The organism is Shewanella litorisediminis, assembly GCF_016834455.1.
GTDB classification, from domain to species: Bacteria; Pseudomonadota; Gammaproteobacteria; order Enterobacterales; family Shewanellaceae; genus Shewanella; species Shewanella litorisediminis.
Window position 1 is genome coordinate 1,037,713 of the sequence record NZ_CP069213.1, and the last position, 26,521, is coordinate 1,064,233.

General features: G+C 53.2%; 22 protein-coding genes. 17 read left to right on the forward strand and 5 right to left on the reverse strand.

What is annotated here, in order from left to right:
- Positions 1–41 precede the first annotated feature (41 nt).
- From rbfA to rpsO, 3 genes are all read left to right on the forward strand, one after another.
- A complete protein-coding gene (rbfA, locus tag JQC75_RS04605) occupies positions 42–455 on the forward strand; it encodes a 30S ribosome-binding factor RbfA (RefSeq protein ID WP_203326297.1) in 414 nt (137 codons plus the stop codon).
- Complete coding sequence (truB, locus tag JQC75_RS04610) at positions 455–1,402, forward strand: tRNA pseudouridine(55) synthase TruB (protein WP_203326298.1); 948 nt, start codon at positions 455–457, stop codon at positions 1,400–1,402. Before rbfA ends, truB begins: the two co-directional genes overlap by 1 nt.
- Positions 1,403–1,500: 98 nt before the next feature.
- A complete protein-coding gene (gene rpsO / locus JQC75_RS04615; RefSeq protein WP_011759080.1) occupies positions 1,501–1,770 on the forward strand; it encodes a 30S ribosomal protein S15 in 270 nt (89 codons plus the stop codon).
- Positions 1,771–1,832: 62 nt separating this feature from the next.
- On the opposite strand, the gene JQC75_RS04620 is transcribed toward rpsO, so the two are convergent.
- Entirely contained in the window at positions 1,833–3,875 is a 2,043-nt protein-coding gene (locus tag JQC75_RS04620) for a putative bifunctional diguanylate cyclase/phosphodiesterase (protein WP_203326299.1), read from the reverse strand.
- 187 nt (positions 3,876–4,062) lie between these two features.
- On the opposite strand from JQC75_RS04620, the gene pnp reads away from it, so the two are divergent.
- The 10 genes from pnp (at position 4,063) to deoD (ending at position 17,254) form a co-directional block, all read left to right on the forward strand.
- Positions 4,063–6,162 (forward strand): polyribonucleotide nucleotidyltransferase, encoded by a 2,100-nt coding sequence (gene pnp, locus JQC75_RS04625; RefSeq protein ID WP_203326300.1) that lies wholly within the window; start codon positions 4,063–4,065, stop codon positions 6,160–6,162.
- A 176-nt stretch (positions 6,163–6,338) separates the two neighbouring features.
- Complete coding sequence (gene nlpI, locus JQC75_RS04630) at positions 6,339–7,244, forward strand: lipoprotein NlpI (protein WP_203326301.1); 906 nt, start codon at positions 6,339–6,341, stop codon at positions 7,242–7,244.
- A 106-nt stretch (positions 7,245–7,350) separates the two neighbouring features.
- Complete coding sequence (gene prfC / locus JQC75_RS04635; protein WP_203326302.1) at positions 7,351–8,937, forward strand: peptide chain release factor 3; 1,587 nt, start codon at positions 7,351–7,353, stop codon at positions 8,935–8,937.
- Positions 8,938–9,308: 371 nt separating this feature from the next.
- Positions 9,309–10,091 carry a TatD family hydrolase gene (locus JQC75_RS04640; protein WP_203326303.1) on the forward strand — a complete coding sequence of 261 codons (783 nt, stop codon included), beginning with the start codon at positions 9,309–9,311 and terminating at the stop codon, positions 10,089–10,091.
- 176 nt (positions 10,092–10,267) lie between these two features.
- On the forward strand, positions 10,268–11,527 hold the full coding sequence (locus JQC75_RS04645) for a NupC/NupG family nucleoside CNT transporter (protein ID WP_203326304.1): 1,260 nt from the start codon (positions 10,268–10,270) through the stop codon (positions 11,525–11,527).
- Between the two features lie 288 nt (positions 11,528–11,815).
- Positions 11,816–12,619 carry an outer membrane protein OmpK gene (locus JQC75_RS04650; RefSeq protein WP_203326305.1) on the forward strand — a complete coding sequence of 268 codons (804 nt, stop codon included), beginning with the start codon at positions 11,816–11,818 and terminating at the stop codon, positions 12,617–12,619.
- 345 nt (positions 12,620–12,964) lie between these two features.
- Positions 12,965–13,738, forward strand: a complete 774-nt coding sequence (gene deoC, locus JQC75_RS04655) for a deoxyribose-phosphate aldolase (protein ID WP_203326306.1) — start codon at positions 12,965–12,967, stop codon at positions 13,736–13,738.
- Positions 13,739–13,884: 146 nt separating this feature from the next.
- Entirely contained in the window at positions 13,885–15,216 is a 1,332-nt protein-coding gene (gene deoA / locus JQC75_RS04660) for a thymidine phosphorylase (protein ID WP_203326307.1), read from the forward strand.
- An 11-nt stretch (positions 15,217–15,227) separates the two neighbouring features.
- The gene (locus JQC75_RS04665) at positions 15,228–16,451 is read left to right on the forward strand and encodes a phosphopentomutase (protein ID WP_203326308.1); all 1,224 of its coding nucleotides are present in this window, start codon (positions 15,228–15,230) and stop codon (positions 16,449–16,451) included.
- Positions 16,452–16,543: 92 nt separating this feature from the next.
- Entirely contained in the window at positions 16,544–17,254 is a 711-nt protein-coding gene (gene deoD, locus JQC75_RS04670; protein WP_011759092.1) for a purine-nucleoside phosphorylase, read from the forward strand.
- Positions 17,255–17,381: 127 nt separating this feature from the next.
- Here deoD and JQC75_RS04675 read toward each other — a convergent pair whose 3' ends face one another.
- Positions 17,382–18,176 (reverse strand): AhpA/YtjB family protein, encoded by a 795-nt coding sequence (locus JQC75_RS04675; protein ID WP_203326309.1) that lies wholly within the window; start codon positions 18,174–18,176, stop codon positions 17,382–17,384.
- 78 nt (positions 18,177–18,254) lie between these two features.
- Between JQC75_RS04675 and serB the strand changes: the two genes are divergently transcribed.
- Both serB and JQC75_RS04685 read left to right on the forward strand, forming a co-directional pair.
- Positions 18,255–19,205, forward strand: a complete 951-nt coding sequence (gene serB, locus JQC75_RS04680; protein ID WP_203326310.1) for a phosphoserine phosphatase SerB — start codon at positions 18,255–18,257, stop codon at positions 19,203–19,205.
- Between the two features lie 92 nt (positions 19,206–19,297).
- Positions 19,298–20,275 carry an alpha/beta fold hydrolase gene (locus JQC75_RS04685; protein WP_203327120.1) on the forward strand — a complete coding sequence of 326 codons (978 nt, stop codon included), beginning with the start codon at positions 19,298–19,300 and terminating at the stop codon, positions 20,273–20,275.
- 26 nt (positions 20,276–20,301) lie between these two features.
- Here JQC75_RS04685 and JQC75_RS04690 read toward each other — a convergent pair whose 3' ends face one another.
- A complete protein-coding gene (locus tag JQC75_RS04690; RefSeq protein ID WP_203326311.1) occupies positions 20,302–22,680 on the reverse strand; it encodes a PilZ domain-containing protein in 2,379 nt (792 codons plus the stop codon).
- A 104-nt stretch (positions 22,681–22,784) separates the two neighbouring features.
- Here JQC75_RS04690 and radA point away from each other — a divergent pair, with 104 nt between their 5' ends.
- Positions 22,785–24,149, forward strand: a complete 1,365-nt coding sequence (gene radA, locus JQC75_RS04695) for a DNA repair protein RadA (RefSeq protein WP_203326312.1) — start codon at positions 22,785–22,787, stop codon at positions 24,147–24,149.
- Between the two features lie 32 nt (positions 24,150–24,181).
- On the opposite strand, the gene JQC75_RS04700 is transcribed toward radA, so the two are convergent.
- A complete protein-coding gene (locus JQC75_RS04700) occupies positions 24,182–24,553 on the reverse strand; it encodes a PilZ domain-containing protein (RefSeq protein ID WP_203326313.1) in 372 nt (123 codons plus the stop codon).
- A gap of 203 nt (positions 24,554–24,756) precedes the next feature.
- Between JQC75_RS04700 and torR the strand changes: the two genes are divergently transcribed.
- Complete coding sequence (gene torR / locus JQC75_RS04705) at positions 24,757–25,467, forward strand: two-component system response regulator TorR (protein WP_203326314.1); 711 nt, start codon at positions 24,757–24,759, stop codon at positions 25,465–25,467.
- On the opposite strand, the gene torT is transcribed toward torR, so the two are convergent.
- Positions 25,457–26,494 carry a TMAO reductase system periplasmic protein TorT gene (torT, locus tag JQC75_RS04710; protein ID WP_239002080.1) on the reverse strand — a complete coding sequence of 346 codons (1,038 nt, stop codon included), beginning with the start codon at positions 26,492–26,494 and terminating at the stop codon, positions 25,457–25,459. The genes torR and torT overlap by 11 nt on opposite strands.
- Positions 26,495–26,521 lie beyond the last annotated feature (27 nt).

Consider the following 26,521-nt stretch of genomic DNA (forward strand, 5'->3'; position numbering starts at 1 on the left):
GGCGGCTCAGGCCGCCCTTGTTGATTTTATGGTAAGTAATCATGGCAAGAGAATTTAGTCGTACCCGCCGTATCGGTCAGCAGCTGCAACAGGAGCTGGCTTTCGTACTGCAGCGGGACATGAAAGATCCTCGCATCGGCATGGTAACCGTCAATGATGTGGATGTATCCCGCGATCTGAGCCACGCCAAAGTGTATGTGACCTTTTTCGAGGAAGACCCTCAGGTTATTGAAGCCAAGCTGGCAGCCCTCAACACCGCAGCACCTTATGCCCGCACCCTGGTGGCTGGCCGTATGAAGCTTCGGGTGATGCCTGAGCTGCGCTTTATCTACGATGCCTCTCTGGTTGAAGGGATGCGGATGTCGAACCTGGTAAGCAAGGTCATTCGTGACGATGAGGCCAAGAAAGGCCACAGCGACGATGAACCCCAGGAAGGACAGCGCGAGGAAGACTGATGGCAAGACGCACCAAAGGGCGCAATATCGACGGTATCGTCCTGCTGGATAAACCCACGGGCATGAGTTCCAACCATGCCCTGCAGCGGGTTAAGCGCATTTACAATGCGTCTAAAGCCGGACATACGGGGGCGCTCGATCCCTTGGCAACCGGCATGCTGCCGGTGTGTTTGGGTGAAGCAACCAAGTTTTCCCAGCACCTGCTGGATGCGGACAAGCGCTATCTGGTTACCGCCAAACTTGGCCAGCGTACCGACACCAGTGATTCTGACGGTGACGTGGTCAGCGAAAGACCCATGAATTTCACCCCGGAGCAACTGGATGTCGCCCTGGACAGTTTCCGGGGAGATACCCTGCAGGTACCTTCTATGTTTTCGGCGCTCAAGTATCAGGGCCAACCCCTGTACAAGTACGCCCGTGAAGGCAAAGAAGTACCCCGCGAAGCCCGGCCCATCACAGTGTTTGAGCTGAACTTTATCAAGCTTGAAGGCGATGAGCTGACACTGGATATCCACTGCTCCAAGGGCACTTACATCCGTACCATCATTGATGATTTGGGTGAAAAGCTGGGTTGTGGTGCCCACGTGATTATGCTCAGACGCACAGCCGTCGCAGGTTATCCCTACGAGCGTATGGTGACCATAGAAGCACTGGAAGCCTTGTTGGCTCAGGCAGAGCAAGAGGGCGTCGAGCCAAAAACCTTGCTCGACCCGCTGCTGCTGCCCATGGATACCGCTGTGGCCGATTTTCCGGAAGTGAATATTCCGGATGCGGTTGCTCCGTATCTGATGAACGGTAACCCTGTGCGCGTCGCAGGTGTGTCCAGCGACAGCCTGATGCGCATTACCCTTGGGGAAGCGCGACGGTTCGTTGGTGTGGGTGCCATCAATGACGATGGCCTGCTGGCGCCCAAACGCCTGGTTGTCTTTTATGATGATGAAGCCTAAAGCGGTTGCTACGGCAGTCGAATGTGGCTAAAATATCGCGTCTTCTTGGCTGAGTTAGTGATCGGCTGAGACAATTTACTGATATTTTGGAGATATTCATGTCACTAAGTACTGAAGCTAAAGCAAAAATCCTGGCTGAGTTTGGCCGTGGTGAAAACGACACTGGTTCAACTGAAGTTCAGGTAGCTCTGCTGACTGCTCAGATCAACCACCTGCAGGATCACTTCAAGACTCATATTCACGATCACCACTCACGTCGTGGTCTGCTGCGTATGGTTAGCTCTCGTCGTAAGCTGCTGTCTTACCTGCAGCGCACCGAGAATGAGCGTTACAACGCTCTGATCCAGAAGCTGGGTCTGCGTCGCTAATCCAGCGAAGCAAGAAAAAAGGAGGCATTTGCCTCCTTTTTTCGTTTCTGAAATCCACTCTTTTAACCGTGCAGGTTTTGTATCTCAGCCGTTTGTGAACGTATGTACTTGTCTTCAAACTCTTCCAGCGGCAAAGGTGGGCTGAAGTAAAAGCCCTGACCAATACCGCAACCTGCGGTTTTAAGCCACTGCAGCTGCTGCTCGTTCTCAATACCCTCAGCAACAATACGTAAATCCAGCTGTTTACCCAGCATCAGGATGGTCGACGCTATGGCACTGTCGTTGGGCAAATCGGTAACGAAACAGCGGTCAATTTTCATGGTGGTAATGGGCAGATGTCGAAGGTAAGACAGCGACGAATAGCCGGTACCAAAGTCATCCACAGCTATACCAAAACCGGCATTTTTAAGCTGTTCCAGCTTGCTGATGGCCGTTTCTACGTCGCTCATCAAAGAAGTTTCGGTGATTTCGACTTCCAATAAATCCGGCGATATCTGATAGCGCAGCGCCATTTGTTTAATATCCGGCACCAGGCTGGCATCGGCAAATTGCTGGGATGCCACATTAACCGCGATGGGAATGGCAAAGTTGTACTGTTTTTGCCAATGGCGCAGCGTCTTGCAGCTTTGCTCCAGCACCCAACGGCCAATGGGCACTATGATGCCGGTTTCTTCGGCGACAGGGATAAAGGACATGGGGCTTATCAGGCGGCCATCTTTTTGCCAACGGATCAGCGCCTCACAGCCCATGATTTTGCCGGTGGTCAAATCCAGCTTGGGCTGAAAGTGCAGCACAAACTCTTCGTTCTTCAGCGCATCGTGTAAAGAGGCTTCGGTTCTTAAGCGCACGGCGGCGCGCTCTGTCATTTGCTGTTTAAAGAAGGCCCACTGGTTTGAACCCGATGCCTTGGCGCTGTACATGGCGATATCGGCATGGCGGATAAGGTCTTCGGCGCTGTTACCATCTTCAGGATAAAGGGATATCCCGACAGATGCTGCGGGGTGAATGGAATGATCCCCGAGCTGAATAGGGTTGTTGAGCTGTACCAGCAATTTATCGACAAAGTCTGCGGCCATGTCAGCGCAGTGAATTTCATCCGCCAATATTACAAATTCATCGCCACCGAGTCGTGCTACTGTCCCTTTATCGCCCACCACACGTTCAAGCAGGCGCGCTATACGCGCCAAAAACTGATCGCCCAGCGCATGACCCAGTGAGTCGTTAACATTTTTAAAACGGTCCAGGTCGATAAAAAGCAGGGTAAATGCCCGTTTGTGTACCCGGGCACGCTGAATGGTCACTGCAATGGTTTCGAGCAATAAGGTACGGTTTGGCAGACCGGTGAGCGGGTCTCTGGTGGCCATCTTACGCAGCTTGCTCTGGGTCTGGCCAAATTGCAGCAGGATTTGATTGAGCTTGGTGGTTACCAGACCCAGCTCGTCATCTTTGTGGGCATCGGCGATGGGCAGCAGGTTTTCATCCGGTGACTCGGGCTCAATTTTGTCGATGGCTTCGCTTATTCGGGCAATTGGCTGGGTAAGAAAGCGGTGAAATACGATGGAAAGTACCAGGGTCAAGAATAAAGCCCGGGCCAGGGTAGCTAAAAAACCAACCTTCAGCTGACCAAAGAGGGTATTGGCCAGTTCCTGGGTATCGTAAAAGATGGTCAGGGTACCGATAAGCTGTTGTTGCCTTGAGCCTTCAAAATAGAAAGGGCGATAAAGCGGGCGGGAAATTTCCCGTAAATCCCCGAAGAGTTCTTCACTTAAACTATTGAAAAAATTTGAGTAGATGCTTTTGTCGTTGGTAACGGAGACAAACAGCGAACCATCATCCAATTCGATAACAGAGGCACCCACATGCTCCACTTTAAGCACCCCATCGAGGGTTTGGCGGGCGAGGTTATCGTCTAAGGCCCAAACGGCATTGGCCGCTGGCTGTTCCACGGAATCAAGCAGTTCCTGCTGACTGGAGGTTAAGGCTTCCCGGGTGGACATCACCATCAGGGCGAGTTCGATGATGAAAATTGCAACAGCAAAGAACAGCGCTGTGAAGACAACGAGATTGGTTTGTTTCCAGGTGAGAGATTTGAACCGAATCGCCATCAATCAGTTTCCGGGCTATTAAAAGCGTTAGGGCAGGTCCGTTCTGGGACGGATTTCGCCAGTCCGATAAAAGCCACTGTAGTGAAAAGTTAAAGATTTGTCACCAGATTCCACTCTTTAACTATCTAGTTGACTTGCAGTATACTTACGCGCGTAATTCAAGGTCATTAATTAAGGAATGGGTCACGTGAATCCTATCGTAAAAAGTTTTGAGTATGGTCAGCATACAGTCACCCTGGAAACAGGCGTAATCGCTCGTCAAGCCGATGGTGCCGTAATGGCAAGCATGGGCGACACAACTGTACTGGTTACGGTTGTGGGCAAAAAGGAAGCAGACCCAGGACGTGACTTCTTTCCACTTACCGTAAACTATCAGGAAAAGACTTACGCAGCTGGTAAGATCCCCGGTGGCTTCTTTAAGCGTGAAGGCCGTCCATCTGAAGACGAAACTCTGATTGCCCGATTGATCGATCGTCCAATCCGCCCCCTGTTCCCAGATGACTTTACCAACGAAGTGCAGGTCATCATCACAGTGGTATCGGTAGACCCTCAGATTGAGCCGGACATTGTTTCTATGATCGGTACTTCTGCTGCCCTGGCGATTTCAGGTATTCCATTCAACGGTCCATTGGGCGCTGCCCGCGTGGGTTATGTGAATGGCGAATACGTGCTGAACCCAGGTGCCGCTGAACTGGCTGGCAGCGAGCTGGATCTGGTGGTTGCCGGTACCCAGGGCGCCGTATTGATGGTGGAGTCTGAAGCTAAATCTCTGCCGGAAGAAGTGATGCTGGGCGCCGTGGTTTACGGCCACGACCAGCAGCAGGTTGTTATCAATGCCATCAAGGAGTTTGCCGCCGAAGCCGGTAAGCCACGTTGGGATTGGACTGCACCTGTTAAGAACGAAACTCTGGTTGCTCAAATCAAAGAGCTGGCCGAAGAAGGTTTGACGGCTGCTTACCAGATCATGGCCAAGCAAGAGCGTTACGAAGCCGTTGGTGAAGTGAAGAAAGCCACCATCGCCAAGCTGCAGGAAGCCAATCCTGACGTAAACGTACGCGAAGCCGCCGAACTGCTGGGCAGTCTCGAGAAGAACGTTGTTCGCAGCCGCATCATCGCCGGCATGCCACGTATCGATGGCCGTGAGCCAGACATGATCCGTGCCCTGTCTGTTATGGCCGGTGTACTGCCACGTACCCACGGTTCTGCGCTGTTCACCCGCGGTGAAACTCAGGCGCTGGTAACCTGTACACTGGGTACCGAGCGTGATGCACAGAAGATTGATTCCATCATGGGCGAGCGCACCAACCGCTTCATGCTGCACTACAACTTCCCTCCATACTCTGTGGGTGAAACCGGTATGGTTGGCTCGCCAAAACGCCGCGAAATCGGTCACGGCAAGCTGGCATGGCGTGGTATCAACGCGGTAATGCCGTCTGCCGAAGAGTTCCCATACTCTGTACGTGTGGTATCTGAGATCACCGAGTCCAACGGTTCTTCTTCCATGGCCTCTGTGTGCGGTACCTCTCTGGCGCTGATGGATGCCGGTGTACCTATCAAGACTTCTGTGGCCGGTATTGCCATGGGTCTGGTGAAAGAAGGCGACAACTTCGTGGTTCTGTCTGACATCCTGGGTGACGAAGACCACCTGGGCGACATGGACTTCAAAGTAGCCGGTACCCGTGATGGTGTAACTGCACTGCAGATGGACATCAAAATCGAAGGTATCACCAAAGAAATCATGGAAATCGCTCTGCAGCAGGCTTACGGCGCCCGCGTTCACATCCTGAACGTGATGGACCAGGCCATCGGCAGCGCCCGTCCAGATATCTCTGACTTTGCGCCACGTATCACCACCATCAAGATCAACCCAGAGAAGATCCGTGATGTTATCGGTAAAGGCGGCGCCGTGATTCGTGCGCTGACTGAAGAAACCGGTACCACCATCGAGCTGGAAGATGACGGTACTGTGAAGATTGCCTCCAACAATGGTGACGCGACTCGCGAAGCTATCCGCCGCATCGAGGAAATCACCTCTGAAGTGGAAGTGGGCCGTCTGTACACCGGTAAGGTTATCCGTATCGTTGACTTCGGTGCCTTCGTTAACATCCTGCCTGGCAAGGATGGTCTGGTTCACATCTCGCAAATCAGCGACGAGCGTGTGGCCAACGTATCTGACCATCTGCAACTGAACCAGGAAGTTAACGTGAAGGTGATGGAAGTGGATCGTCAGGGCCGTGTGCGTCTGTCTATCAAAGAAGCTCAGGTTAAAGAGCCTGCTGCCGAATAATAGCTACATCACGTGATAAAAGGAGACCTCAGGGTCTCCTTTTTTATTGAACAGTGAAAACTCGAAAGACAATTTATAATAAATATCAATGGCTGATGGCGGCTGACAGTATGGATTGCTATGATGGAGCGACACAGGGCCCATTAGGGTTTCGTAGGTCGAAAGGTGAGAGTTGGATGGAGCTAAAACTCAGAACATTGTTGGTGTCGGCCCTGATTGGGGTGGGTATGATGTCAGGCGGCTGCACGTCGACCAATGGCACAGCCTCACTCAATGATGCAGATGGTCGCTTGGTTGTGGCACCGCTGTTGCCGGATTACAAGCACGAGGTCAGCCTTGCGCGGCTGAACGAAGTGCTCTCCACCATGGATCTCAACGAAGAGCAATTGGCGCGTGTTTATTATGAACGCGGCGTGCTTTATGACACCCTGGGACTTCGGTTGATGGCGCGACTCGATTTCCATCAAGCGCTGAAAATTCTGCCTAATATCGCCGATGCTTATAATTTTCTGGGCATTTATTACACCCAGGAAGGCGACTTCGATAATGCTTACGAGGCCTTTGATGCCGTCCTTGAGCTTGAACCCAATTATGACTATGCCTATCTGAACCGTGGTATCGCCCTCTACTATGGCGAGCGCAGCGATTTGGCAGTCAGTGATATGGACATGTTCTTGAGACGCGATCCCTCAGATGGTTATCGGGCGCTTTGGTATTATTTAATCGATGCAGAGCTTGATCGGCAGAATGCATTGAAGAATCTGGCCGAACACCGGCAACTGCTGAAAAATGACTGGGCCGCTGCCATTGCCGATTTTTATCTGGGTAATGTCAGCAAAAAAGCCCTGTTTGAAAAGGCGAAACTGGGCCTCAACCATCCGCGTGAATACGCTGAGAGATTGTGTGAAGCCTACTTCTATGTTGCCAAGGCGGAAGAGTCGCTGGGTAACAAAGATGCTGCTGCCAATTACTTCCGTCTGGCGCTTGCCACTAACATCTATGACTTTGTCGAACACAGGTACGCCAGGGTCGAACTTGCCCGTATGGCAGAGCAAGCTCAGGCAGCAATTGACAAGCCTTAAGCGCTGTCGTTGTACTCAAGGCCAATTTAGGCGAAAATACCCCCCAATTTAGTGCCATTCGAGTCGCCGCCTTCGGGCGGCGACGCTACTTGAAAGAAAGCTATCCATGTCAAATACATTGCTTGCCGAAGTGGCTTCACGCCGCACCTTCGCCATTATTTCTCACCCGGACGCCGGTAAAACCACCATTACCGAAAAGGTGCTGTTGCACGGCCGCGCCATTCAAAGCGCCGGTACTGTAAAGGGGCGGGGCAGCGGTCAGCATGCCAAGTCTGACTGGATGGAGATGGAAAAAGAGCGTGGTATTTCGGTAACCACCTCTGTGATGCAGTTTCCCTACAACAACTGTCTGGTAAACCTGCTCGACACGCCAGGTCACGAAGACTTCTCGGAAGACACCTACCGCACGCTGACGGCGGTGGACTCCTGTTTGATGGTGATTGATGCCGCAAAGGGTGTGGAAGATCGTACCCGCAAGCTGATGGAAGTCACCCGTCTGCGTGACACGCCCATCGTCACTTTTATGAACAAGCTCGACCGTGACATTCGTGACCCGATGGAGCTGCTCGATGAGGTGGAGACAGAACTGAATATTCTCTGTGCCCCCATCACCTGGCCCATTGGCTGTGGCAAACTGTTCAAAGGGGTGTATCACCTGCATCGTGATGAAACCATCCTGTATCAAACAGGTCATGGCCACACCATTCAGGAGCTTCGGATTGTTAAAGGCCTGGATAACCCAGAGCTGGACGCGGCCGTGGGCAGTGACTTTGCCGAGCAGCTTCGTGAAGAGCTGGAGTTGGTGCGTGGTGCGTCCAATGAATTCGACAAAGACTTATTTTTGAGCGGTGAGCTCACACCGGTTTACTTCGGTACCGCACTGGGCAATTTTGGTGTTGACCATATGCTCGATGGCTTGACCGAGTGGGCGCCAGCGCCAATGCCGCGCGAAACCAGCGAGCGCAAAGTGGAAGCGGGCGAGGAGAAGTTCTCCGGTTTCGTGTTTAAAATTCAGGCCAACATGGATCCCAAGCACCGTGACCGCATTGCCTTTATGCGTATTGTGTCGGGCAAATACACCCAGGGCATGAAGATGAAGCACGTGCGCATTGGCAAAACCGTGAACATCTCCGACGCCGTGACCTTTATGGCCGGCGACCGTGAGCGTGCGGAAGAAGCCTTTGCCGGCGATATCATAGGTCTGCACAACCACGGCACAATCCAGATTGGTGATACCTTTACCCAGGGCGAAGATCTCAAGTTCACCGGGATCCCCAACTTCGCTCCCGAAATGTTCCGTCGTATTCGCCTGAAAGACCCACTTAAGCAAAAGCAACTGCTTAAGGGGCTGGTACAGCTTTCAGAAGAAGGCGCCGTGCAGGTATTCCGTCCACTGGACACGAACGACCTTATCGTAGGCGCGGTGGGTGTGCTGCAGTTTGAGGTGGTAGTTGCCCGTCTCAAGTCCGAATACAACGTTGAAGCCATCTATGAGGCAGTCAACGTGGCCACAGCACGTTGGGTCTATTGTGAAGATGGACGTAAACTGGAAGAATTCAAACGTAAGTGTTCCACCAACCTGGCGCTGGACGGTGGTGACAATCTCACTTACATCGCCCCCACCATGGTCAACCTGAACCTGTCGATGGAGCGCTATCCCGACATTCAGTTTGCCAAGACCCGCGAGCATTAATTGCTGCGGAGCCAAAGGCGGGGAAACCCGCCTTTTTTATTGCCTGCTATCTGGAGGTAACACATGTTTTCCTGGATAAAACGAGGCTGGAAAGCGTATACCGATTGGTGTGACCGCATGGGACTTACACCTGAAAATCGTCGCTGCTGTGCCCCTCGGCTCGAAGAGCCTGAACTGGATGCGAAGCGCGAAGTGCAATCCTGTGCCAAACCAACCGGGCAAGACCACATCAGCGTATCTTCTGACGACTGCTTTACAAAAAATGCCACGCCAGGCGATGGAAACAAAGGATGATGCCCCAGCGGACTGATTGCCTTTGTTTGCCCAGACCATAACCACAAGCTGAACCATGAGTAACGGAGGAAAAGCCTGTGACTGCATCCCTGAGGCTCATTGACAGCCATGCACATCTGGATTTCCCGGAATTTGACCACGACAGAGATGCGCTGTTTGCAGCCATGGCCAAGGCCAATATAACGACCTGCATTATTCCCGGTGTCTCGCCTGTCCACTGGGATAGACAGCTTCAGGTTGCCCACCAATATGCCTGTCCCTATGGGCTTGGTCTTCACCCCTGGTATGTTGACGCACACTGGCCGAAGGCCATAGATGCATTATCCGAACGACTGGACAACTGCAGTGGGGATAAGAAACTGGTTGCAGTCGGTGAATGTGGTCTCGACAAGATGCACGGTGAAAACTGGCACTGGCAGCTGCCGGCGCTGGAAGCCCAGTTGTTGCTTGCCAGCAAACATCAATTGCCCGTTATTCTCCACAGCGTTAAATCCCACGATCCGCTCATATCCATGCTTTCCAGTCATTCGTTACCCCGCCGGGGCGTTATACATGGTTTTTATGGCAGCGTTGAAATTGCCAAACGCTATATTGAGCTGGGGTATCTTCTGGGTGTTGGTGGGCTCCTGTTGAATGAAGATGCGAAAAAATTGCATAAAGTTGTTGAAACATTACCGATAGAAAGTTTCATTTGCGAGACAGATTCCCCCGCAATGACACCCAAAAGTGCTAAGGGAAGTCGTAATTCCCCTCTTTTGATTGGTCAAATTGTCACCAAAATGGCCCATTTGCAAAAAAAATCCAATGTTCTAATATCAGAACGACTGTTAAGCAATGTGTTGCAACTGTTTGAGCTATAGGTTTTTTCACTTAAACAGGTGTTTGTCGCAATGTTTTTTGTTGCTAAGCAGTTGAAATTTAAGTTCAAAAATTTGATCAAAACGACGATTTTCAGCAAGGGCTAAGGTATAATCTTGCTCGGAAATAGGTTGGTTAACAACATAACTAAAAAGTGTTAACAAAAGGGTGATGGTTAATGAGTATATTAATGAGCTTGGTAGGCGTTGCAGTCCTACTTGGAATAGGTTTCCTCCTTTCCAATAACAAAAAGGCGATCAGCGTACGTGCCGTTGGTGGTGCGCTGGCTATTCAGGCTGCCTTCGGTGGCTTCGTTCTGTATGTACCTTGGGGTAAAGATATCCTGAAGACTGTGTCCGACGGTGTATCTGCCGTTATCGGTTACGGCCAGAACGGTATTAACTTCCTGTTCGGTGATCTGGCTCAGTTCAAAGTTGGCTTCATTTTCGCCATCAACGTACTGCCAGTAATCATTTTCTTCTCTTCTCTGATTGCCGTGCTGTACTACCTGGGCATCATGCAGTGGGTCATCCGTATCATCGGTGGCGGTCTGCAAAAAGCCCTGGGCACCAGCCGTACCGAGTCTATGTCTGCCACTGCGAACATCTTCGTAGGTCAGACCGAGGCTCCGCTGGTTGTACGTCCATTCATCCCAACCATGACCCAGTCTGAACTGTTCGCCATCATGGTGGGTGGTCTGGCTTCTATCGCGGGTTCTGTACTGGCCGGTTACGCCTCTATGGGCGTTAAGATTGAGTATCTGGTAGCTGCGTCTTTCATGGCGGCACCAGGTGGTCTGCTCATGGCCAAACTGATGCACCCAGAAACTGAAAACACCAAGAACGAAATGGACGAGCTGCCAGAAGATCCTGACAAGCCAGCCAACGTTCTGGACGCTGCTGCTGCCGGCGCTTCATCTGGTATGCACCTGGCCCTGAACGTAGGCGCGATGCTGATTGCCTTCGTGGGTCTGATTGCCATGATCAACGGCATCATCGGTGGCGTAGGTGGCTGGTTCGGTATTGAAGGCCTGACCCTCGAGCTGATCCTCGGTTATATCTTCATGCCTCTGGCGTTCCTCATCGGTGTGCCTTGGAACGAAGCTCTGGTTGCCGGTTCTTTCATCGGTCAGAAGATCGTTGTGAACGAATTCGTAGCCTACCTGAACTTTGCTCCTTACCTGAAAGACATCGCTGACGGCGGTATCGTAGTGGCTGAGACTGGTGCTGTTATGTCTGACCGCACCAAGGCTATCGTGTCCTTCGCATTGTGTGGATTCGCTAACCTGTCTTCTATCGCCATTCTGCTGGGTGGTCTGGGTGCCATGGCACCTAACCGTCGCCACGATCTGGCTAAGCTGGGTATCCGTGCCGTTATCGCCGGTTCTCTGGCTAACCTGATGAGTGCGACTCTGGCAGGTCTGTTCCTGGCGATTTAATCGCGCAGAGGGGCCCTGACGGGCCCCTGTTAATGCAACCATTTTCCAACGAACCGTCTGAAACTTATCCATCCTGTTAAACACAGTGATGGGACTCGATGTAAGCCAATTGTAAAAATGGTTAATTGAGTTAAGGGGTCGTTTCACGACTTTGTTCACAAATAAGAATTTTGTGTTCGGGTTTTTATGCCAAAGCCATTGTGCTTTAGCACCGGCAAGGTAGAATACGCGGGCAAAAACAAAAACGCTGCCAAAGGCAGTAAAACACCAAGATAAATGGGGTTGATGATGAAAAACGTTAAAATGATGGCCGTTGCTGCCGCTACTCTCGCTGCTGTTTCTGCTGGTACCGCTCAGGCCGAACAGTTCTACGGTTTCTCTAACATTTCCGTGAACTACCTGGACTGGACTGCCAAGGCTGAAGACCGTTCTAACAACGGTTACGGTGGCGCCAAAGAAGACTTTATCTACCTGGAGCTGGAAGGTGGCGCTGGTTACTCTTGGGGTGACGTATACGGCTTCATCGATCTGGAAAACCCAGAAAACATTAACCACGATACCGGCGCTGATGGTCGTACTACCAATTCATTCCGTATCGCTGCCAAAGGCTCTATCGCTGCCAACATCGGTAGCAGCAACTGGAACGTATACTCTCACCTGTACAGCCTGACTGTTGCAGAAGACGGCTTCTTTGACCAGAACCTGGTTGTGGGTGTCAGCTACGACGTGTTCACCGATTCTGGTTTCTGGATCAAGCCTTTCCTGGGCGTACACTACGAAAACCAAACCTATGCCGGTTCAGGCTTCAACGGCTACATGGCTGGTTGGGTTCTGGGTTACAACTTCGAACTGGGTGGCCAGAAGTTCATGGTTACCAACTGGCACGAAACTGAATTCGCCCGTGAAGAGCAGTTCCGTAATAACGGTACCGACTACAAGCTGAAGTCTACCGGTCAGAACGGTGCAGTATCTCTGTGGTGGAATGCCACTCAAGAGCTGACCTTCGGTCTGCAGTATCGCTACGCTGATCACAAGCTGGGCACTGCTGCTTACCACGACGCAGCTATCTTCACTGCCAAGTACAACTTCTAATTGTACTGTGGAGCCGTGCTTTGCACGGCTCCATACTTAATGCTTAGGTCTTAATCTTTACTCAAGCATGGTTTTATCCCAAAGAGCATGCTTAATTAAGGTTTGTGACCTCTCGCGTTAAAAGGGATTTTTCGCGGAAAGCAGAAACGCTCTGTTTCCCCTTTCCGGTCTTCAAGGATTCAAGTCGTGGTAAACATTATCGACACTGAATACCTGTAGCTATGTCGTCATGACATCTGGCATCGCCTGAAGGCCCGGCCATAATTATTCCAACAACCTGCCACCTCACGGCGTTGCCCAGGACAAGATTTCTGTTTCATTTGAATTACGTCTCGGAGAACAACTATGAGCGATCTTAAAAAAGCAGCCCAGCGTGCCATTGAGTTGATGGACCTCACTACGCTGAACGACCATGATACCGCCGAAAAAGTAATTGAACTTTGCAAAAAAGCGGTTACTCCCGCCGGTCATACCGCCGCTATCTGCATTTATCCCCGTTTTATTCCCATCGCACGCAAAACTCTGATTGAACTCGATGCTGAAGACATCCAGATCGCCACTGTAACCAACTTCCCCCACGGTAACGACGATATCGCTATTGCCGTGCTCGAAACCCGCGCCGCAGTGGCTTATGGTGCCGACGAAGTGGACGTGGTATTCCCATATCGCGCGCTGATGGACGGTGATGAAACCGTGGGCTTTGAGCTGGTGAAAGCCTGTAAAGAAGCCTGTGGTGACGACGTGCTCCTTAAAGTCATCATCGAGTCCGGTGAACTGAAAGACCCAGCCCTTATCCGCAAAGCTTCTGAAATCTCTATCGATGCCGGCGCTGATTTCATCAAAACCTCCACCGGTAAAGTACCAGTTAACGCTACGCTCGAAGCTGCCGAAATCATGCTTTCCGTGATTGCCGAAAAGAACCGCGCTGTGGGCTTCAAGCCTGCCGGTGGTGTACGTGATGCCGCTGCTGCAGCCGAGTTCCTGGGAACTGCCGCTCGTATCCTCGGTGAAGACTGGGTGACGCCGCGCACTTTCCGTTTTGGTGCTTCCAGTCTGCTGTCCAGCTTGTTGCACACACTGGAACTGGCAGATGCACCTAAAGGTGCCCAGGGCTACTGAGCCCGGGTCTGATTTGTGATCCGCGTCGAAACGAAGCGATTTAACTTTGGCTAATATGAGCCTGTAATATTTTTACAGTTTCGGCGTTCCAGAGGACGAATTGTCGGTAGAAACTGAAATCTACCGACATTCTTGGAGACAGCAGTATGTTTCTGGCACAAGAGATTATTCGCAAAAAACGCAACGCAGAGGCCCTCAGCAAAGAAGAAATTCAATTCTTCGTGAAGGGGATTACCGACAACAGCGTATCCGAAGGACAGATTGCCGCGCTGGGTATGGCGGTATATTTCAACGACATGACCATGGACGAGCGTATCGCGCTGACCACGGCCATGCGTGATTCAGGCACAGTGCTCAACTGGGATAGCCTGGGTTTGAATGGCCCTGTTATCGACAAGCACAGCACTGGTGGTGTGGGCGATGTGATTTCGCTGATGCTCGGCCCCATGGCCGCCGCCTGTGGTGGCTATGTACCCATGATTTCAGGCCGTGGCCTTGGTCATACCGGTGGCACCCTGGATAAGTTTGATGCCATCCCCGGTTATCAAACCGAGCCGTCCAGCGAACTGTTCCGCAAAGTGGTAAAAGAAGCCGGTGTAGCCATCATAGGCCAAACCGGCGATCTGGTACCTGCCGATAAGCGTTTCTATTCCATTCGTGACAACACGGCCACTGTGGAGTCCATTTCCCTGATTACCGCATCGATTCTGTCGAAGAAGCTGGCAGCTGGCCTGGATGCGCTCGCGATGGACGTCAAGGTAGGCAGTGGCGCCTTTATGCCGACCTACGAAGCCTCACTGGAACTGGCTCGCTCCATTACCGCCGTGGCCAATGGTGCCGGCACCAAGACCACAGCACTGCTCACCGACATGAACCAGGTACTGGCGTCCTGTGCCGGTAACGCGCTGGAAGTGAAAGAAGCGGTGGATTTCCTGACCGGTAAGTACCGCAATCCTCGCCTCTATGAAGTCACCATGGGCCTGTGCGCTGAGATGTTGGTGCTTGGCGGCCTGGCGGCCAATGAAGTTGAGGCCCGTACCAAACTCAATGCTGTGCTCGATAACGGCCGTGCCGCGGAGATTTTCGGCAAGATGGTATCGGGTTTGGGTGGTCCTGCTGACTTTGTTGAAAGCTACGATAAATACCTGCCCAAGGCTTCCATTGTGCGCCCCGTGTACGCAGAACGTGACGGCTTTGCCTATAGTATGGTGACCCGAGAGCTGGGCCTTGCCGTAGTGACATTGGGCGGTGGTCGTCGTAAGCCCGGTGATGCGCTGGATTACAGCGTGGGCTTATCCAATGTGTGCGCACTGGGTCAGACCATCAACCAAGACACGCCGCTTGCCGTAATCCACGCACAGTCGGAGGCCGCGTTCGAAGAAGCTGCCAAGGCAGTACGTGGCGCGATCACGATAAGCGATAAGCAACCTGAGAAAACACCTGAGATCTACCAGTACGTACGTGCTGAAGATCTGTAAGGGGAAGAGTTATGAAACGTACCATTATTCTGATGCTGGATTCCTTCGGCATCGGTGCTGCTGATGATGCAGACAAATTCGGCGACGTGGGTTCAGATACCTTTGGTCACATTGCACAAATGTGTGCCGATGGTAAGGCCAACAATGGCCGTGAAGGCGAACTCAAGCTGCCAAACCTGAGCCGTTTGGGCCTGGCCCATGCAGCCAAAGAGGCTACCGGCGCGTTTGCTCCGGGGTTCGGCGATAACGTCGATATCATTGGTGCTTACGGTCACTGCCAGGAGCTGAGCTCAGGTAAAGACACGCCCAGTGGTCACTGGGAAATGGCCGGTGTGCCTGTGCTGTTCGACTGGGGCTACTTCAGCGAGCATCAAAACTCCTTCCCGAAAGAACTGACCGATAAAATTCTTGAGCGTGCAGGCTTAACCGAGTTCCTGGGCAACTGCCACGCCTCGGGTACCACCATTTTGGAAGAGCTCGGCGAAGAGCACATGAAAACCGGTAAGCCGATTTTCTACACCTCCGCTGACAGTGTGTTCCAGATTGCCTGTCACGAAGAAACCTTCGGACTGGAGAATCTCTACCGCCTGTGTGAAATCGCCCGTGAAGAGCTTGAGCCTTACAACATCGGCCGTGTGATTGCCCGTCCATTCGTAGGCACAGGCCCAAGTGACTTTGCCCGTACCGGTAACCGTCGTGACTATGCGGTTGAGCCACCATCAAAGACAGTGCTGGATAAGCTTAAAGAAGCCGGCGGTGACGTGGTGAGTGTGGGTAAGATTTCCGATATTTACGCCCACTGCGGTATCACCAAGAAGGTCAAGGCATCAGGCCTGGAAGACCTGTTCGATGCCACCCTTGAGCAAATCAAGCAGGCCGGTGACAACACTATCGTGTTCACCAACTTTGTGGATTTTGACTCCCACTACGGCCATCGCCGCGATGTATCCGGCTATGCCAAGGCACTGGAATACTTCGATGCCCGTTTACCTGAACTGATGGCACTGCTGGAAGAAGGCGATCTGCTGCTGCTGACCGCCGACCACGGCTGTGACCCAACCTGGCAGGGCACTGACCATACCCGTGAATTTGTGCCTGTGCTGGCCTATGGCGCCGGTTTGAAGGCCGGTTCCCTTGGTAAGCGCGGTAGCTTTGCCGACATAGGTCAGTCTATTGCCAGCTACTTCGGTTTGGCGGCAATGGAATACGGTGAGTCATTCATGCCAGCCCGTTAACGGGGGCTGAAAAAGTTTCGTTTTGGCGACTTCCTTTGAGTCGCCTATTATCAAAGACTTAAGTCTTAAACAAAAATACAGGGGTTATACAGATGGCTACACCACACATTAATGCTGTAGAAGGTGCATTTGCTGAAACCGTACTTTTCCCGGGCGATCCGCTGCGTGCCAAGTACATTGCCGAAACCTTCCTGGAAAACGTCGAACAGGTTACCGATGTACGTAACATGCTGGGCTTCACCGGTACTTACAAGGGCAAGCGCATCTCTGTGATGGGCTCTGGCATGGGTATCCCAAGCTGCTCTATCTACGCCACTGAGCTCATCAAAGACTACGGCGTGAAGAACCTCATCCGTGTGGGTACCTGCGGTGCCATCAGCACCGACGTTAAGGTTCGTGACGTGATTATCGGCATGGGCGCCTGTACCGATTCTCAGGTTAACCGTCTGCGCTTCAAGGGCCAGGACTTTGCTGCCATTGCCGACTACAGCCTGCTGAGCGCCGTGGTTGAGTCTGCCAAGACTCATGGCATCCAAACCCGCGTAGGTAACGTATTCTCTGCCGACCTTTTCTACACCCCAGATCCAGAAATGTTCGACGTGATGGAGAAAATGGGCGTGCTCGGCGTAGAGATGGAAGCTGCCGGTCTGTACGGTGTTGCCCATGAGTTTGGTGCCCGTGCTCTGTGTGTGGTAACCGTTTCTGACCACATCCGCACCGGTGAAAAGACGACTTCTGATGAGCGTCAGACCACCTTCAATGACATGATCATCATGACGCTGGATGCAGCCATCAACCTCTGATGCTGAATCTGTGACAGGCTAAGGCCTGTCGTACACGAAAAAGGCTCCCTCGGGAGCCTTTTTGTTTTATGGTTTTGCTTCAGTCCGGATTGCACCATCAATACGTTTCCGGCGTTGGCGGCTATTCTCAGCGCCCTTTACCCGTATCATCCGCTTTATCGGCATCGGTATTAATCACGTTGCTGATTTCTGAATCCGCCATCGCAGCCGAGTCCGTGGACTGACACGCTTTATCTGTCTCTGACTCACCTTGTTCCGGCTGCGTCTCCACCGGGCGAATCACTTCTTGCGGTTTTTCACCCGTCATGGTGGCCAGCAGCCGTTTGGCTTTGAACTTGCGCCTGTCAAAGTGGGCACGCTTAAACGACATGGAACGCGACAACAGCATGCCAATTAAGCCTGCCACCAACAGCATAATTTGCTGTTGTTCCATATTGAGTTTGTGGGCTTCTTCAATCTCGGCCAAAAACAATTTGGGTTCAAGGCGTACCTCAACGTAGCCAAGGTTTCTGTCCCCCTGCATCACGGGTTCAACATAGGGTGGGAAGGGGGCGAGCAAGGACTTGAGCTCCTCGGAGTCGGGTTCAAGCCATTCGGACGAGACACTCTGGGCGAAGGAAAGGCGGGTGCCCTGTTCACCATAGATGGCCGCCGCCATTACCTTGGGATCCTCTACCAGCGCGGTGGCAAGCCACTGCAATTGCTCATCGTTCTGTAACAGCAACGCCGGTGCAGCGCCATAGGCCGTCTGTTGTACCAACAATCTGGCCATCTTTTCGGTTTGGGACTTCAGAAGCTGCTGGCCTTGTAGTAGGCTTGACTGCCACAGCTGGACAAGCCCCGCCAGCAGTGCCAGTGCAATGGCAATCTGCAGCAGTCGGCTGATTTTCTGGCTTTTCTTTAGTCCTTTAAGATACAACACCTTGACCCTTAAAAATTGACGCTTTGAGCTAATCATAAAGGATAAGGCATCAAGCGGATAGCCGGAGAACTCTCGCCCATGGAAAACACCCCTGAGTATGTGCTGCAAACCCGTCTTCACGCTTTGGCGGCTTCCCGTCAGGGCAAGTTGAGGCTGTATGAAGAAGGGCAAGCGCCACAAGGAGAGCGGGTGAGGTTGGTGTGGGAAACCAAAGCAACTGAGGAGCTGATTTTTGCTCGCCTGACAGAGCTTAACTGCGCGATAGCCCCCCTGGTGCGAGCCAATGCGCTCAGAGGACTGGAACTGGTATCGGCTACACCGGATACGCTGCCGGCTGCTTTTCACGGCATAGCCGGCCTTGAAGTTTTCCCTGTGACAGGCTCCCTGCCGTCACTGAGCCGTCCCGGGCTGCTGGTAATGGACATGGACTCTACAGCCATCAAGATTGAATGTATTGATGAGCTTGCTGCCATGGCCGGTGTTGGCGAGGCCGTCGCCGAGGTGACTGAGCGGGCCATGCAGGGTGAGCTTGATTTCGAGCAGAGCCTGCGTCAACGGGTGGCTAAACTCGCCGGTGCCGATGCCGGGATTATCGACAGCCTTTGCGGTCGTTTGCCTTTGATGGATGGGCTGACAGACATGCTGGCCGAGCTGAAGGGCCATGACTGGAAGCTGGTGGTGGCCTCCGGTGGTTTTACGCCCTTTGTAGGGCACCTTAAAGCTTCTCTGGGGCTGGACGCCGCCTTTGCCAACGAACTGGTGATAGTGGATGGTAAGCTCGCCGGAGAGGTCACAGGTACTGTGGTGGATGCCAACTTCAAGGCCGATGTGGTCAGTCGACTCGGTGATGAATACGGTATTGAACGCGGCCAACGCCTCGCCATTGGCGATGGTGCCAACGATATTCCCATGGTGCAGCGAGCCGACTTCGGTATCGCCTTTCATGCCAAACCCAAACTGGCTGCGGCAGCCGATGCCCATATTCAAACCCTGGATTTGCGGGTGCTTCCCTTCTTGCTGCAAGCCTGAAACCCTGAGGGATTGAGTAATTGCTCTTGAGTTTTGTCTGTGCTCTGGTTTAGCCTGATTGAATATAGGCCCAGGCACAGACCTTGATAACAATGACAGCGCTTTTGACCCAACCCTCATCCAGCCCCTTGAAAAAAGACGCTATTTGTCAGCAATCGTTGTTTTTGCCCTACGACGGCGGACAGTTACACCTCAGGCATATCAGCCCGACTTTTCCTTCTGCAGCGCGCTCACCCATACTGATGCTTCACGGTGCCATGTCCAATGGCCGGGTGTTTTACAGTGACTCCGGGCGGGGGCTGGCGGGCTTTTTGGCCCGGCAGGGGTTTGAGGTGTATGTACTCGATACGGCAGGGCGGGGCCTCAGCACTCCCAAGCTGGCAAAGGGCGTTGACCCAGGGCAGGGCAAGGTGATCCGCGAGCAGTTACCCCTGGTGCAGGCATTCATTCTTGAGCGCCATCCAGGCTCGCTGGGAGTCCATTGGTGTGGGCACTCCTGGGGTGGGGTACTGATGGCAAGCAGCCTGGTAAGATTCCCAGAGATGGCTACCGGGGTGCGGTCTTTGCTGACCTTTGGCAGTAAAAGAACCATCCGGACTCGCTCACTTAAAAAATGGTGGATGGTGGATATGTTCTGGAATCGGCTCGCGCCCGCCATTGCCACCCAGCGAGGTTATTTACCGGCCGATAGCCTTAAGCTCGGCATGGATAACGAGAGTATCAGCTCCCTCAGCGAGAGCATCGACTGGGTCCGTGGTGACTGGATAGATCACGATGATGGCTTTGACTACGCCGCGGCTGCCAGGGCCAATGGCTTGCCCCCCGCCTGGTTTATTGCAGGTGCCCGGGATACAGTGCTGGGGAACCCCTGTGATGTGAAAGACATGATGGCAGAATGCTGCGCTGCCGATGCGCGCTTTACCTTGCTGTCACGGGAAAATGGGTTTCGCCACGACTATGACCATGCAGGTATGCTGACACATATGGATGCGCCATCTGATCATTTTGTGGCGGTCGCCGACTGGTTGCTTGGCTTCGATGTCACTGCGCTTAAAGACCGGGATTATTGAGCCGAACGGTTAACGGATACCGTTTTCTACTGAGCAAGTGCCTGGAAGCGCAGCACAACTTCATCTGTGACATCCAATAACTCACCCACACCTACGATGCGCCACAACTGCTCTTCAAGTTGCTTGGCTTTGTGCTGCGCATGTACATGGATATATTCGAGTTCCCGTCGAATGCAGCTGTTGTCTGGTTTACCCGTGGCGCCGCGGTAAAGGCGAATAGCCATAAATTTACCCACCTGATTACTCTGGTTGATAAAGCTCAGTTGTGCCTCTGCTGCCCCCAGCTCTACCGATGGCACAAACTTAAGCAGTATGCCGCCTCTGGACTGACGTATAACCTGCACAAACAGCTCCACATAGCTCATTTCATCGTTTGGCCGCAGAGTCCGAATGGGGTCGAGAACCGCCTGTTTAAGCATGCCATTCCCAAGCAGTGGTGCCAGATTGTAATGCTGCGGCTCGCTGCTCAATGCGGCAAACATGTCGGTGATGTCATGCCCTTGCACACTGGTGCCGAGGAAGCTGACCACCTGGGTTTTGGCGGTTTTTTCAATAAAGAAAGGCACGCCGTAAAGCTTTCGCATCACCAGATTTTTCAGGCCATCTGAGAGCTCTTTGATGTCACTGTTGTTTTCGCTGAGCTGGGTCAGCTTTTCCCGATTGTGAACAATCAGCTTGTTCAGGAATTCGACCCCGGCATGTACCTCATGGCCTATGATGGCGGTCAGGTGCAGCACCATGCCATCTTTACGGGATTTCACCAAACGATAGGGCAGGCCGGTTAAGCGGCTTTTACCGGCAATGGCCTGCAGCTTTGGCAGTGAGAGGGTCACGGGTTTGCCTTCTTCAAAGGCACTGGCGTTATCCAGCACCACCTGCAGACCACGACTGGAAATGTCGTTGCTCAGTCCCTGTACCTTCACTCCTCCCTGTTGAATTTCCACCAGGGTTTTAAAGGCAAACCTGGCCTCCCGGCGTCGCTCGCTGAATTCCAGTGAGACCTGTTTGATGCTGCTTTGGGGGGCTTTCTTCTGGCCATAGACCTTGAGCGCATTGGCGTTGCCGTTGTTGTACCAGCCCTGATACTGCAGCCTGGCCGGTTCGTGGGTCAGGTCCATCAGCTGCATCACGTGGCTGAAGCTTGCAAGCTGCTGCTCGGTCAGGGCGGAATAGTTTTCCGCATCCCCCGGGATCACAGAGCTCTTGTATCGCTTTCCGTGGTCAATGGTGTCCATGGTTAACTTAAACACCCGCCAGCTGGGTTTACCCGCACCGAAACCGAAAAACAGCTCCCGTTCTTTACGGTGCTTGAGTTCGGCCAGGGTTGCCGAGTAGAAAAACAGTTTGCCGTTGGCATTGTGGGTGAAGCAAAAAAAGGTGCGGTGATCGGCATCATCAACATAGCGCAGTGCCATGGCAAGCCGGCCCGGGGTTAACATGCCTTCCAATTGGCTGACGTCGTTTTCATCCTGGAAGTAATGCACAATCGCCTGATTATCAGGACTTAACAGTAAATGGCTTAACCTAGGTTTGTCACCACGGCAGTCAAGAAACAGTGGTAAATGGGGCAGGTGAGGCAGGTAGTGGCGCTCAAACCCAAGGCCTGTGGCCGTGACCAATACATCGTTGATGTCGACCTTGTAGCGAAACTTATAGCCACGGATCAGGTTGGCAAGCATCTCAGAAAGCCCTTCTGAGCCCCCAAGGCGCTTGAGCCGCATCCAGGTAAATTCGCCATTCCCCTCTGCACTGACTATCTGATAATCAACCCCTTGCTGAAGGTCTTCGTAATAAAATTCCTGGCTGAGCTCAACCAGTTTTACCTTCAACGGAATATCGAGGGAAAAAGGGTGTCTCGATGGCAGCCGAATGCGGGCGCCGCCCACCGAAAGGTCGGCAGTGATCCCGGGGAGCTCTCCACGACCCGGCTGCGACACCAGAATTTTCATGCTGTAATTCATCCGCTCTTCGGTGCGGCTGAAATAGTTGCCAAGCACTATGCCGGGTACCGTAAAGGGCTGAGACTCCGCCGGGGAAACGGCTGAAGGATTGTCCTGGGATTTTTGCCGACGTTTGCGATGGGCATTCATCACCGCTTCATACACGCCCAGGGTGTACTTCCCCTGATAGAGCGCAATAGTCTGCTGGAAAATCTGCTTGGCAGGCTCATCGAGGAAATGGGTTTGACGCCCCACACGCAGTTCTTCACAGGGCAGTTCAGATTTGTCACGCAAATCAATCAGGCGGGTGCACTCCGCGCCGAGGCGGTTCAATTCCATCTTCAGCAAAAAGCGGGTCGAGTTGGACTCTCCCGCGGTTAACTGCTCAAATACCTGCGGGAAGTTGGGTTCCAACATCAGGGGTTTGAGCTGTTCTATCAGTGCTGAATGTTCGGTCAGGCTCATGGGTATTTGTCTTTTTGCCGTGCCAATGGGGAGAGGAATTGCTAGTCTATTATCGGCAGCTTTTCAGAGTTCTATACTCAATTTTATACAGAATTTAGGCAGTTATGGCAAAAAATAAAACCGCGTACGTTTGCAATGAGTGTGGTCAGGATTTTCCCCGCTGGCAGGGACAGTGCAGCGCTTGCCTGGAATGGAATTCCATCACCGAAGTGAGGTTGGGTGCCGCCACGCCTGCGCGCACTGGCCGCTTCAGCGGATATGCCGGTGCAGGGGCGTCTGAGGTCAAGACCCTCGACCAAATCGATTTGAATGAGCTGCCGCGGATCCCGAGTTCCTTTACCGAATTTGACCGGGTCCTGGGTGGCGGCATTGTGCCCGGCAGTGCCATTCTCATTGGTGGCCATCCCGGCGCCGGCAAGAGTACGCTGTTGCTGCAAACCTTGTGTCAGCTGGCCGAGGTGATGCCCGCGCTTTACGTTACAGGTGAAGAGTCGCTGCAACAGGTGGCCATGCGCGCCCACCGCCTGGGGCTGCCGACTTCGAAGCTGAAAATGCTATCGGAAACCAGCGTCGAAACCCTTTGCGACATTGCCCTTAAAGAGCAGCCCAAACTGATAGTGGTGGACTCGATTCAGGTGATGCACATGAGTGATGTGCAGTCCTCGCCGGGCAGTGTGGCCCAGGTGCGCGAATCGGCTTCTTTTCTCACCCGCTTTGCCAAGCAAAACGGTATCGCCGTGATAATGGTCGGGCACGTCACCAAAGACGGCAGTCTCGCCGGCCCCAAGGTGCTTGAGCACTGTATTGACTGCTCAGTGATGTTTGAAGGCGACTCCGACAGCCGATACCGCACCCTGCGCTCCCATAAAAATCGCTTCGGTGCCATCAACGAGCTCGGGGTGTTTGCCATGACAGAGCGGGGCCTTAAAGAAGTCGCCAACCCATCGGCTATCTTCCTCTCCCGCGGTGAAGAGGCCTCCAGTGGCTCCCTGGTGATGGTGGTGTGGGAAGGCACACGGCCTTTGCTGGTGGAGCTGCAGGTGCTGGTGGACAACTCGGCGCTCTCCAATCCACGGCGGGTGGCGGTGGGGATGGATGCCAACCGGCTTGCCATGTTACTGGCAGTGATGCATCGCCATGGCGGTTTGCAGATGTCGGATCAGGATGTGTTTGTGAACGTGGTGGGCGGCGTGAAGGTGACTGAAACCAGTGCTGACCTGACCCTGCTGCTGGCCATGGTATCCAGTTTCCGCGGTGAGGTGTTGGCGCGGGATCTGGTGGCGTTCGGTGAAGTCGGGCTCTCAGGCGAGATACGCCCCGTGCCCAACGGTCAGGAGCGATTGGTGGAAGCGGCCAAACATGGCTTCAAACGTGCGATAGTGCCTAAGGCCAACATGCCGAAAAAGCCCCCGGAGGGCATGGAAGTGATAGGGGTGTCCAAGCTTGCTGAGGCGCTGGCGGCCCTCTGAGACAATCTGAAGCCTGAATGAAAAAGGGAACCTCAGTTCCCTTTTTCATGGCTTTCGATAAAGTGTTCCAGCTCCCGGTTAAGCAAGGAGGCATCCCCCAGATTCAGCTCCACCATACGCCTTAGGTGGCTGATACTCTCTACATCGATGTGTTCGCATGTAAGACCAATCATGCCGGGCTTTTGATGGGCAATGAGGGTCTGCATCTGCACTTCCACATCTGACTCAGGCAGGGAAAAGGCCAGTGAAAGACTGCCACCCGGAGGGGAAAAATTGTCGGGGGACACCACCAGAGCGCCGTTGAGGCTCAAATCCAGAATGCGGGTTTCCCAGACCTGGGAATCGGTAAACAGGCGGGCCTTGGTATCAAACAGAATTCGGGAGAACTTGCGCCTCTCGTCCATAGTGGGTCCTTTTTGCCGGACGCTGAAACTTGTTTAAGCATAAAACATGCGGTAGTTGCTGTAAAAGTGCAAGCTCACTTTTTCGCATGATATCCGTTATTTCAGTACAGGGCTTGCAAGCGGGATCTCAGTTCTGCGCACCAGATGTGAAATATGAAAAATTGTGAATATACTGGTGCCATCAAAGTTCCCGGAGATAACCCATGGCCTACACAGTTCTGGTCGTAGATGACGAAGCAGTTATACGCACCCGCCTGAAAGGCTATTTCAGCAAGGAAGCTTATCGTGTGCTGGAAGCGGCCAATGGCGATGACATGTGGCAGCAGCTGGCGCTGAATCACGTGGACCTTATCATGTTGGATATCAATCTGCCGGGAACCGATGGTCTGTCACTGACCCGGGAACTGAGAAGCCGCTCCGAAGTGGGCATCATATTGGTGAGCGGCCGTGATGAAACCGTCGATAGGATAGTTGGCCTCGAAATGGGCGCCGACGACTATGTCACCAAGCCCTTTGAACTGCGCGAACTTCTGGTGCGGGTGAAAAACCTGCTGTGGCGTATCTCCCTGGTGGCCAAAGCAAAACAGCAAGCAATGGATGCCATGGACGAGGGCGATGACAGAATCGAGTTCGGGGATTATGTGCTTGAGCTTGGCAGCCGCAAGTTGTCCCGGGGTGAGGAGGTTATCAAGCTCACCAAGGCGGAATTTGAGCTGTTGGTAGCCTTTGCGCTGCATCCAAGGCAGGTGCTGTCGCGGGAGCGTTTGATGCAACAAACCAGTCATCGCAGTGAAGATGCCAACGACCGCACCATCGACGTCATTATTCGCCGCTTACGCGGCAAGCTTAACCCTGAGCTGTTTGTAACCGTTCACGGCGAAGGATATCTCTTTGCCGCCAGCGTCAGGGATTAAAGTGATAAACGGGGTAAAACTCTGCCGGCGGCAATGAGTTTGTCAGCGCCGCAGCATCACTGTTACCGGGGGTTCTGACCACAATTGCTGGCCCGATATCGCCAAATGCCCCGGCGCCTTGCAATTGCCTTACGGCCAAATCCACCGCAACCATACCCTGCAACACCACCTTGTCGTCACAGGCCGCGGCGATTTTGCCACGTTGCAAGGCGCGGGCAATGGCCGGGGAGAAGTAACTGGCGCCCAGCACTATGGGATGGGAAGGTGGCGTCTGGCCAAACTGATTGACCGCCACTTCAATGGCCACTGCGCTGCCCACAATGGCGTCGGGACGGCTTGATTCAAGGAGTTGTTGCAGCTGTTCCCGCTGCAGATGACGGTTGTTATCGGCATGGCGAATGGCGCCAATTTTGAGCTTGCTGCCGCTAAGGCTTTGGCCGATGCCCTGCTCAACAAGGTCTGTGCCGCCCACCGACTCAGGCCCGGCCAGCAGCGCCAGGGTCGCTTCCGATTTGAATTGCCCTTTAATGGCATTGCCGATAAGGCGGCCCATTTGATGCCAGTTCACCCCGATGTGGGTGCCCACCCTGTCATCATCCAGCTTGTTCACCAGTGCCAGAACCGGCTTGCCCAGCTCGCCGGGCAAGTCTTTCAGTAAGTGGGGGGTGACGGCGCCCAGCAGCACGGCATCGAAATCACCCTGTAAACAATGCGCCAGTTGGGTCAATTGGCGTTTGTTATTGGGATAGCCGCCGGCTTCAAACATCTCGAAGCTGACGCCGAGAGTCTTCGCCTGAGTCATGAGGCCATAGTTAATGCCAATCCAGTAGGCATCCTTTAAGTGCGGCACCAGCACACACAGCTTCCAGGGCTTTTGGGCGCGGCCAAGGGGGATCAGGCCAAGAGCCTTGCTTTCCTGGTCAATGGCGTTGAAGGGCGTGCGCTGCTCAAGCTGCCAGGGGGCGGCCTGAACGCTGGAAATACCCAACGCCATCAACAGCAAAAGGATTATGGGGCTTATGTTCACGGCAAGAGTTCCGTAAGATGGTCACAG

What these genes read in the sequence shown, in the direction of transcription:
- deoD (WP_011759092.1), top strand. Translation starts at nt 16,544, where the DNA reads ATGGCTACACCACACATTAATGCTGTAGAAGGTGCATTTGCTGAAACC.
- rbfA (WP_203326297.1), top strand. Translation starts at nt 42, where the DNA reads ATGGCAAGAGAATTTAGTCGTACCCGCCGTATCGGTCAGCAGCTGCAA.
- rpsO (WP_011759080.1), top strand. Translation starts at nt 1,501, where the DNA reads ATGTCACTAAGTACTGAAGCTAAAGCAAAAATCCTGGCTGAGTTTGGC.
- deoC (WP_203326306.1), top strand. Translation starts at nt 12,965, where the DNA reads ATGAGCGATCTTAAAAAAGCAGCCCAGCGTGCCATTGAGTTGATGGAC.
- JQC75_RS04685 (WP_203327120.1), top strand. Translation starts at nt 19,298, where the DNA reads ATGACAGCGCTTTTGACCCAACCCTCATCCAGCCCCTTGAAAAAAGAC.
- JQC75_RS04620 (WP_203326299.1), bottom strand. Translation starts at nt 3,875, where the DNA reads ATGGCGATTCGGTTCAAATCTCTCACCTGGAAACAAACCAATCTCGTT.
- JQC75_RS04690 (WP_203326311.1), bottom strand. Translation starts at nt 22,680, where the DNA reads ATGAGCCTGACCGAACATTCAGCACTGATAGAACAGCTCAAACCCCTG.
- JQC75_RS04665 (WP_203326308.1), top strand. Translation starts at nt 15,228, where the DNA reads ATGAAACGTACCATTATTCTGATGCTGGATTCCTTCGGCATCGGTGCT.
- radA (WP_203326312.1), top strand. Translation starts at nt 22,785, where the DNA reads ATGGCAAAAAATAAAACCGCGTACGTTTGCAATGAGTGTGGTCAGGAT.
- serB (WP_203326310.1), top strand. Translation starts at nt 18,255, where the DNA reads ATGGAAAACACCCCTGAGTATGTGCTGCAAACCCGTCTTCACGCTTTG.
- prfC (WP_203326302.1), top strand. Translation starts at nt 7,351, where the DNA reads ATGTCAAATACATTGCTTGCCGAAGTGGCTTCACGCCGCACCTTCGCC.
- JQC75_RS04650 (WP_203326305.1), top strand. Translation starts at nt 11,816, where the DNA reads ATGAAAAACGTTAAAATGATGGCCGTTGCTGCCGCTACTCTCGCTGCT.
- nlpI (WP_203326301.1), top strand. Translation starts at nt 6,339, where the DNA reads ATGGAGCTAAAACTCAGAACATTGTTGGTGTCGGCCCTGATTGGGGTG.
- torR (WP_203326314.1), top strand. Translation starts at nt 24,757, where the DNA reads ATGGCCTACACAGTTCTGGTCGTAGATGACGAAGCAGTTATACGCACC.
- JQC75_RS04645 (WP_203326304.1), top strand. Translation starts at nt 10,268, where the DNA reads ATGAGTATATTAATGAGCTTGGTAGGCGTTGCAGTCCTACTTGGAATA.
- JQC75_RS04700 (WP_203326313.1), bottom strand. Translation starts at nt 24,553, where the DNA reads ATGGACGAGAGGCGCAAGTTCTCCCGAATTCTGTTTGATACCAAGGCC.
- deoA (WP_203326307.1), top strand. Translation starts at nt 13,885, where the DNA reads ATGTTTCTGGCACAAGAGATTATTCGCAAAAAACGCAACGCAGAGGCC.
- truB (WP_203326298.1), top strand. Translation starts at nt 455, where the DNA reads ATGGCAAGACGCACCAAAGGGCGCAATATCGACGGTATCGTCCTGCTG.